Source organism: Azospirillum sp. B506 (assembly GCF_000333595.1).
In the GTDB taxonomy this organism is placed as follows: Bacteria; Pseudomonadota; Alphaproteobacteria; order Azospirillales; family Azospirillaceae; genus Azospirillum.
Genome location: NZ_BADK01000225.1, coordinates 1 through 8,279 on the forward strand (window position 1 = coordinate 1; position 8,279 = coordinate 8,279).

An 8,279-nucleotide genomic window follows, 5' to 3' on the forward strand; every position below is an offset into this window, starting at 1 on the left:
GCGCGAGATGTGGCTGCGCGACGGTCCGCTGATGTCGGCGGTGCTGGCCTCGGCGGCAATGCCGGGCCTGTTCCCGGCGGTTCGCCGCGAGCATCACCTGCTGGTGGACGGCGCACTGGTCAACCCGGTGCCGGTGTCGCTCTGCCGGGCGCTGGGCGCCGACGTGGTGGTTGCCGTCAACCTCAACAGCGAGCTGTCGCCGCTCGGCCGGCCGAACGGCCGCGGCAATGGCAAGCCGGTGGCGGCGAAGGCGCCGGAGCCGGTGGTGGCCGGCGGCGATGCCGGTTCCCCCGCCCTGTCGCACCTGACCAGCCAGATCTCCACCTGGCTCGGTCGCAAGCCCAGCCGGCGCACCCGGTTCCTGGCCGACCAGATCGACGATGCCCACGCCCACAAGCAGATGCCCAATGCACTGGAGGTGATGGCGGGGTCGATCGACATCATGCAGGATCGCATCACCCGGTCCCGTCTGGCCGGCGAGCCGCCGGACGTGCTGATCGCTCCGCGGCTGGCCCATATCGGCATCCTGGAGTTCGACCGTGCGGCGGAGGCGGTGGAGATCGGCCATGCCGCCGCCTCCATGCTGCGCCCGTCCATCGAACTGGCCCTGCGCCGCGCCTGACCGTCTGCGCCGGAAGCCATCCCGACCGTCCGTATCAATCCCAATGGTCTCCTGCCGCCGCCAGACCCATTTCCCGAGAGAGCGCCCGCATGAGTCAATCCGCGCCATCCGATGCCGTCGCCGCCCTTCTTGCCAGCGGGACACCGCATTGGGGCAACAACGGCACCGTGCTGGACGGCAACTCCGTCGGTGGGGCCGTAACCGTCACCTACGGCTTCCTGACGAGGTCGGGCCAGGTCTCGTCCGCCGATGCCTCCGGCTTCGCGGCAATGAACACCGCGCAGCGTACCGCCGTCCGGCAGGCGCTGGCGGCCTGGAGTGCAGTCGCCAACGTCACCTTCGTCGAGATTGCCGACGCCTCCAGCGCCATGGTCGCGTTCGGAACCAACCGGCAGAGCGGCCAGTCGGCGGCCTATGCCTATTACCCCTCGACATCGATCCAGGGCGGTCAGGTGTTCCTGGCCAACGACAGCGCCGGCAACGTCAACCCGTCCACCGGCAGCTACAGCTACATGACGGTCATCCACGAGATCGGCCATGCGCTGGGCCTGAAGCATCCCGGCAACTACAACGCCGGCAGCGACAGCGGGACGGAAGGCCCCTATCTGCCGGCGGCGACGGACAATTATGCCTACAGCATCATGTCCTACAACGACAACGACGCGCTTCCGTCCGGCACCTATCTTACCGGCCCGAGCCTCTACGACATTGCCGCGATCCAGTATCTCTACGGCGCCAACATGTCGACCGGAGCCGGCGACACCAGTTACACGCTGAATACCGGAACTTTCACCACCCTGTGGGATCCCAACGGCCGTAACAGCCTGAACGGCAGCGCCCAGACGGCAGCGCTGGCGATCGACCTGCGCGACGGCCAGTTCAGCAGTGCCGGCAACACCACCTTCCTGGCGTTGGCCTACGGCACCAAGGTGCAGCAGGCGACCGGCGGCAGCGGCAACGACAGCTTCACCGTCAACACCCTGGGCGATGTCCTGGATGGCGGCGCCGGCACCGACACCGTGGTGTTCAGCGGCAGCCGGGCACAATACAGCGTCCAGCAGTTGGACACCGGCCGTTACATCGTGAGCGGCGCCGACGGCAACGACATCCTGTCCAACATCGAGTTTCTGCGCTTCTCCGACGGCAGCGTCTCCCTGTCCTCCGCGGTGACGGGCAGTTTCGACGCGCTGCGCTATGTCGCGTCCAATCCGGACCTGATCGCGGTCTTGGGCACCAACGCCGCCGCATCGACGCAGCATCTCGTCGGCGCCGGCGTCTATGAGGGGCGCAGCCTGACCGGCTTCGATCCCTACAATTATCTGGCCGGCTATGGCGACCTACTGGGCAGCTTCGGCACAGACGTCACCGCGGCGACGCGCCACTACATCGAGGTCGGCAACCGCGAGGGCCGCAGTTCCACGCTCTTCGACACGCTGTCCTATCAGGCCAGCAACCCCGACCTGATCGCGGCCTTCGGCAGCAACCGCGAAGCGGCGGAACTGCATTACATCGTCAGTGGCCGGCTGGAGGGGCGCTCGCTGACCCGCTTCAACGCCACCGCCTATCTGGCAGCCAATCCGGATGTCAACAGCGCCGTCGGCGGCGACCTGACCGCCGCCAAACAGCATTACGTCAGCTTCGGTTATGCCGAGGGCCGGGCGCTGGCCTGAGCGCCGGCGCCCTCCCCGACCGTCACGTCGCCGGCCACATCCAGGTCAGTTCATGTTTGTTGTGGTGCAGGTGCAGAACCCGGCCGCCCGGGATCGCCGCAAAGGCGCGGGCGGTCTCGTGGTCGGTTTCCGCCTGGAACTTCAGCGTGCAGATGAAGCGCTTGGCCAGCCCGCTCTCCATCCACTCGTTCACCAGCCGCAGCAGGCGGGTCGGGTAGCAGATCACGTCGCAGCACAGCCAATCCACCGGGCCAACCGTCGCCGGCTTCAGACCGAAGGCGCTCTCCTGGCGGATTTCCACCCGCGGCAGGGCCGCGATGGCGGGATCGAGCGGCGCCTTGTCGACGCTGACCACCGATGCCCCCAACTCATGCAGCACCCAGGTCCAGCCGCCCGGACAGGCGCCGAGGTCGAGGCAGCGGTCGCCCGGCCCCGGCTGCTCCCCAAACAGGGTCAGCGCCTCCCACAGCTTCAGATAGGCGCGGTTGGGCGGGGCGGTGCGGTTCTCGACGAAGGTCACCTCGCCATTGCGGAAGGGGCTGGAGCAGCGGGCGGCGGCGATGATGGTGGACTCGTCGGCCAGCGTCCAGGAACCCAGCGGCGCCGTCGGCAGCGGGGACGGGAAGACCACCGGCTTGGCCGAGACATGCGGCAGGTTCTCCTGGATCAGGGCGGCGCGGCGGTGATGCCGCTGCGACCACAGCGCCCAATTGCGCTGGATGCCGCGCAGGGCCTTGGCCCCGCCCTTGATCGAAGCGAATTCGATGCGCACCGGGTCGTACCAGATGTTCTGAGCCCAGGCCGCCGGCCGGGCCGGGCCGTCGACAAAGACCAGCCGGCCGTCGACCGACGCGACGTCCCCCAGTTCCGCCACCAGATCGTCGAGGAAGCCGTCGGCAGCCAGATAGACCGTCTGACCGAGCGGGGTGACCACCGCGCCGGGAGAGGCGTGCGGCATGGCGGCTGGCGCGTTTTTGGGGGTGCTGTCATCCATGACCCACGGGCTACCGCTGCCGGCCGTCGAATGCAAGCGCAAGGATGCGACCTACCCCTTTCGGCGTCGCGCGAAGGAGGCTGTGACAAAGCGTCCCGGAACTTCTTATATGCGATTGGCTCGCAATTGCATTGTTGACAACGATTCTCACTCTCAGCTATTGCTGGGGTCGGGACATTCCTCTGAAACCGACCGTCGCCGAGGGCTTATGTACGTCTGCATCTGCCACGCGTTGAACGACAAGAAGGTCAAGGCAGCGCTCGACCAGGGCGCCACAACCCCGGCCTCGGTGTTTCGCCATCACAATTGCCAGGTTCAGTGCGGAAAATGCGTTCAGACCATGCGCAGCATGGCGAGCGAGCATCGCGCCATCCTCGCCCAGCAGGCCGCCGCCACCGTCACGGCCATGCCGGTGTCCGCCCCCTGCTGCACCACCGCGATCCCGGAAGCCGCCAACGCCGAAGCGATCCCCGCCTACGCCGTCGCCGCGGAGTGACCGCACGCCCATCGGTCCGGCACGGCTCTTTCGCAGTTCTACCACTTCAGACTTTCCGCTCGCTTCCTGGTCTGCAACCTCGCCTTTAGGCTGCGACAGATTGCGCGCAGACTATGATTTTTGGGCGGATTGACCCGGAGCTGCCGATCCGGCACAAAAGCGTCACCAAAACAAAAGAACGCCGTCAAAATGACGGCGTATAAGAACACCAACGGGCCGGATGAAACCAGCCCTGGAGGAAACGCAATCCAACCAGGAAGACTTCCTCGGCCTCCGGGTTTGCCTTGTCCTTGATGGATCGGGCAGCCCGGCGGGATTTGGATTCAGGCAGGCATTCCGCAACTGCTAAATCGCACTGCAAAACAGGACGACATCCCCCATCGGGGCTGTACCGACTGCGCTTTGGGTGCGTTTTCGCAGGATCGGCGTCCGGCTATCCTGCCAACCCGCCGAAGGGTCAGAAACGGTTGAGGATCAAAGGAGGACACCTCATGAGCCGCCGCAACCGGCAAGCTTTCGACACGCTGAGCCGAGATCTGGTGCTGCGCGCCACCGACCGCATGGAAACCCTGCGGTCCATGGTGGAACGCGCGGACAGCAACCGGCGAGAGACATGGGAGCGTACGCTCGACCGACTTCGCGGCCTGAACAATCGCGCCATCGCCCGCATCGAAGCCGCCCACATGGCCGACGACGATGCTTGGCCATTCGCCCGCGCCCAGGCCGATCAGGCCATGATGGACCTGATGCGTGCACTCGACGATTTCGACGGCCATCTGCGCCTGCTGGCGGCATAAGGCCGGCAAAGACCTGTAAAAGCGAAAGGCCCTCTCCCACGGGAAGAGGGCCTTTTCGTTGTCAGGACGCCCCGAAATCCAGCCCCCAGGCCGAATAGCGTTCCGGATCGTCGACCCAGCCTTCGCGCACCTTCACGAACAGGATCAGGTGGACGCGACGTTCCAGCATGTCCGTCAGTTCTGACCGCGCGGCGGAGCCCAGCGCCTTGATCCGCTGGCCGCCCTTGCCCAGCACGATGGCCTTCTGGCTTTCGCGCTGAACGAAGATGACCTGCGAGATCTTGACCGACCCGTCCTCGAACTCCTCCCACACCTCGGTCTCGACCGTGGCGGAATAGGGTAGTTCCTGGTGAAGCTGCAGGAACAGCTTCTCGCGGGTGATCTCCGCCGCCAGCAGGCGCATCGGCATGTCGGAGATCTGGTCCTCCGGGAAATGCCACGGCCCTTCCGGCAGGCGGTCGGCCAGGAACTGCTTCAGGTCGGCGACGCCGTCCTCGGTGAAGGCCGACACCATGAAGATGTCGGAGAAGATCCCCTCCTGCCGGAAGGCGTCGGCGATGCCCAGCAGGACGTCGCGCTTCACCAGATCGATCTTGTTCAGGATCAGGATCGCCTCGCGCCCCTGCTCCTTCAGCCGGGCGACGATGCTGCGGGTGTCCTCATCGATGGAGCGGCGTGACACGTCGTACAGCACGCCGATCACATCGGCATCCTCAGCCCCCTGCCAGGCCGCCGCCACCATGGCGCGGTCCAGCCGGCGCTTCGGCTTGAAGATGCCGGGGGTGTCGACGAAGATCATCTGGGCATCGCCCTGGATGGTGATCCCCAGCACACGGGTGCGGGTGGTCTGCACCTTCGGGCTGACGATAGACACCTTGCTGCCGATCATTGCGTTCAGCAGCGTCGACTTGCCGGCATTCGGCGCACCGACCAGCGCGATGAAACCGCAACGCGGATGCTCCGGCATCGCCGGCAGGGGCGGCAGGATGGAGATGGGTTGCCCACGCGGGGCATCCTCATCATCCTCGTACTCGTCCTCATCCTCCTCGTAATCGCCGTCTTCGTGGTCGCCATCCTCGGCATCCTCGAAGTCACCGCCCTCCTGGTCGAGCGCCTCGTCGTCCGTCACGGCCTCGCCCACGGACTCAGGTGACGGCTCCGCAGCGTCGGAACCGGGCTGTATCTTGGTCTTGTCGATGTCGTCGCGACCGTCAGTCATCGACTTGCACTCCCACCTGGCGCAGCAATGTGCTGGCCGCCTTCTTTTCCGCGATGCGCTTGGATGAGCCCGACCCGGAAACCGGATCCATGCCCTCGACATGCACCGCAACCACAAACAGCGGCTCGTGCGCCGGGCCGCTGCGTTCGATCAGTTCATAACGGGGCAGCGCTTTGCCGCGCCCCTGTGCCCATTCCTGCAGCGTCGTCTTGCTGTCCAGCGGCGGCGGCGTCGCCTTGTCGATCTCGCCGGCGAGTGCCTGCCGGACGAAGCGGGTCACCGGCTCCAGCCCGCCATCGAGATACATGGCGCCCAGCACCGCTTCGCAAGCGTCGCCCAGAATGGTGCGGTTCTCGCGCCCGCCGCTCTGCGCCTCCGCCGGCGACAGGCGCAGATAAGCGCCCAGCCCGATGGCGTCGGCGACGCGGCCCAGCGATTCCCGGCGCACCAGCGCGGCATGCCGCTTGGCCAGCGCCCCTTCCCGCTCGTTCGGATAGCGTTCCAGCAACCATTGGGCGACGACCAGTCCGACGACGCGGTCGCCCAGGAACTCCAACCGCTCATAGGCGATGCCCGGTCCTTTGTGCCCTTTGCGTCCGGCCCGCTCCAGCCCCATCAGGCTGGGATGGGTAACCGCATCGCGCAATAGCGACGGGTTGGAAAATTCATAGCCCAGCGCGCGCGCAAGACCGGCGACATCCGCGGACTGGACGGCGCCATCGCTGTCTGGTTCGGAGCCGGCACCCGCATCGGCGGGTGCCTTGGTGACGGTGGACACTTACCGGACTCCGTTGAACAGGCGGCTGAAGCGCAGATCGACCGGCCAACGCCAGATCTCGAAGAAGCGCGTGCCCTCGTCGAGCGAGAAGAACAGGAATTCGGCACGGCCGACCAGGTTTTCGATGGGAACGAAGCCGACCTGCGACGGCACACGGCTGTCCAGCGAGTTGTCGCGGTTGTCGCCCATCATGAACAGATGGCCTTCCGGCACCTTGAACACCGGTGTGTTGTCGAGCGGGCCGTTGTCCGACTCCTCGATGATGCGGTGGGTGCGACCATTGGGCAGCGTTTCGATGAACTGCGCCGTGCGGATGCTGCGGCCCAGCGAATCCGTGGTCACGTAATCCTCGATCCGCTCGCGCTTCACCGGCTGGCCATTGATGTGCAGGATGCCACCGATCATCTGGACGGTGTCACCCGGCAGGCCAATCACCCGCTTGATGTAATCGGTCTTGTTGTCGCGCGGCAGCTTGAAAACCGCCACGTCGCCCCGCTCCGGCATGGACCCGAAGATGCGGCCATCGAACAGCGGCAGACCGAAACCAACCGTGTATTTGCTATAACCGTAGCTGAACTTCGACACGAACAGGTAATCGCCGATCAAAAGGGTCGGAATCATCGATCCCGACGGGATGTTGAACGGCTCGAAGGCAAAAGTCCGCACACCGAAGGCGATCAGAACGGCGAAGATCACCGTCTTGACGGTTTCGGCGAACCCGGATTCCTTGGTCTTGGCGGTGGGCGCCGTTTCTTTCTGAAAAGTCATTCTGGGGTCGCCGTCTTGGTGGGCATTTCGGACTGGATAGAGGCGGTTTCGATAGGCTCGGCACTGATGACGACGAACGCCTCGGCCATCGGGTATTCGTCGGTCAGCGTCACATGGATTTTCGCGCGCATGCCGGGCGGGGTGATCACTTCCAGCCGGGCCAGCGCGCCGCCGGTCAGGCGCATCGTCGGCTGGCCGGACGGCAGGTTCACCACCCCCATGTCACGCCAGAACACCCCGTCGCGGAACCCGGTGCCGAGGGCCTTGGAACAGGCCTCCTTGGCGGCGAAGCGCTTGGCATAGGTCGACGCGCGCGCGTTGTTCCTGGCGGCGGAGCCGGCGCGGCGCTCCGACTTCGCCTGCTCGACGTCGGTGAAGATGCGGTCGATAAAGCGCTGTCCGAAGCGCTCCAGCGACTTCTCGACCCGTCGGATGTCGATCAGGTCGTTGCCGATGCCGAGGATGGTGCCGGAGATCGTCATGCGGATGCCGCCGCCTTTCGCGCCGTGTCCATTGCCTTGCGCATGCGGGCAATGGAGTTGGTCAGGCCGACGAAGATCGCCTCACCGATCAGGAAATGGCCGATGTTCAGCTCGACGATGGTCTGGATCGCCGCGACCGGCCCGACGGTGTCATAGCTCAGCCCATGGCCGGCATGGCATTCCAGCCCGATCGCCTCGGCATGGGCGGCGGCGCGGACGATGCGCGCCAGTTCCGCCTCCCGCTCCGCCGGGCTGTGGGCATCGCAATAGGCGCCGGTGTGCAGTTCGACCACCGGAGCGCCAAGACGCTTGGCGGCGTCGAGCTGCGCCGGTTCCGGATCGATGAACAGGGAAACGCGGATGCCGGCGGCGCTCAAATCCCCCACCGGGCGACCAGAAGATCGTACTGGCCGATCACGTCCAGTCCGCCTTCGGTCGTCACCTCGGTGCGTT

The 8,279-nt window shown here is 65.8% G+C and carries 9 protein-coding genes and 2 pseudogenes; 5 read left to right on the forward strand and 6 right to left on the reverse strand.

All coding sequences use genetic code 11. The features are described 5' to 3' along the window. Together I71_RS07370 and I71_RS07375 are read left to right on the forward strand one after the other, a co-directional pair. Window positions 1–622 (forward strand): patatin-like phospholipase family protein (locus I71_RS07370; protein WP_042693290.1); only part of this gene is annotated, 622 nt, incomplete at its 5' end. Window positions 623–711: 89 nt separating this feature from the next. Further along, window positions 712–2,292 carry a matrixin family metalloprotease gene (locus tag I71_RS07375; protein WP_042693293.1) on the forward strand — a complete coding sequence of 527 codons (1,581 nt, stop codon included), beginning with the start codon at window positions 712–714 and terminating at the stop codon, window positions 2,290–2,292. Window positions 2,293–2,314: 22 nt separating this feature from the next. Here I71_RS07375 and I71_RS07380 read toward each other — a convergent pair whose 3' ends face one another. After that, window positions 2,315–3,250, reverse strand: coding sequence for an SAM-dependent methyltransferase (locus I71_RS07380; protein ID WP_042693297.1), 936 nt, complete (start codon window positions 3,248–3,250; stop codon window positions 2,315–2,317). Between the two features lie 244 nt (window positions 3,251–3,494). Between I71_RS07380 and I71_RS40530 the strand changes: the two are divergent. The 3 genes and pseudogenes from I71_RS40530 to I71_RS07390 all read left to right on the forward strand — a co-directional run. Next, window positions 3,495–3,623, forward strand: a pseudogene (locus I71_RS40530) (bacterioferritin-associated ferredoxin); the annotation flags it as partial. A gap of 3 nt (window positions 3,624–3,626) precedes the next feature. Then, on the forward strand, window positions 3,627–3,782 hold the full coding sequence (locus tag I71_RS39570; RefSeq protein ID WP_244433696.1) for a hypothetical protein: 156 nt from the start codon (window positions 3,627–3,629) through the stop codon (window positions 3,780–3,782). 491 nt (window positions 3,783–4,273) lie between these two features. Continuing rightward, a complete protein-coding gene (locus I71_RS07390; RefSeq protein ID WP_042693307.1) occupies window positions 4,274–4,579 on the forward strand; it encodes a hypothetical protein in 306 nt (101 codons plus the stop codon). Window positions 4,580–4,640: 61 nt separating this feature from the next. Here I71_RS07390 and era read toward each other — a convergent pair whose 3' ends face one another. The 5 genes and pseudogenes from era to I71_RS07415 all read right to left on the reverse strand — a co-directional run. After that, window positions 4,641–5,546 carry a GTPase Era gene (gene era, locus I71_RS07395; protein WP_042693320.1) on the reverse strand — a complete coding sequence of 302 codons (906 nt, stop codon included), beginning with the start codon at window positions 5,544–5,546 and terminating at the stop codon, window positions 4,641–4,643. 244 nt (window positions 5,547–5,790) lie between these two features. Next, window positions 5,791–6,576, reverse strand: a complete 786-nt coding sequence (gene rnc, locus I71_RS07400) for a ribonuclease III (RefSeq protein ID WP_042693310.1) — start codon at window positions 6,574–6,576, stop codon at window positions 5,791–5,793. Continuing rightward, window positions 6,577–7,344 (reverse strand): signal peptidase I, encoded by a 768-nt coding sequence (lepB, locus tag I71_RS07405; RefSeq protein WP_042693313.1) that lies wholly within the window; start codon window positions 7,342–7,344, stop codon window positions 6,577–6,579. Continuing rightward, window positions 7,341–7,826 carry a holo-ACP synthase gene (gene acpS / locus I71_RS07410; RefSeq protein WP_042693316.1) on the reverse strand — a complete coding sequence of 162 codons (486 nt, stop codon included), beginning with the start codon at window positions 7,824–7,826 and terminating at the stop codon, window positions 7,341–7,343. The genes lepB and acpS overlap by 4 nt, the downstream gene beginning before the upstream one ends. After that, window positions 7,823–8,279: pseudogene (locus I71_RS07415) on the reverse strand (pyridoxine 5'-phosphate synthase); the annotation flags it as partial. The pseudogene I71_RS07415 and the gene acpS, both read right to left, overlap by 4 nt.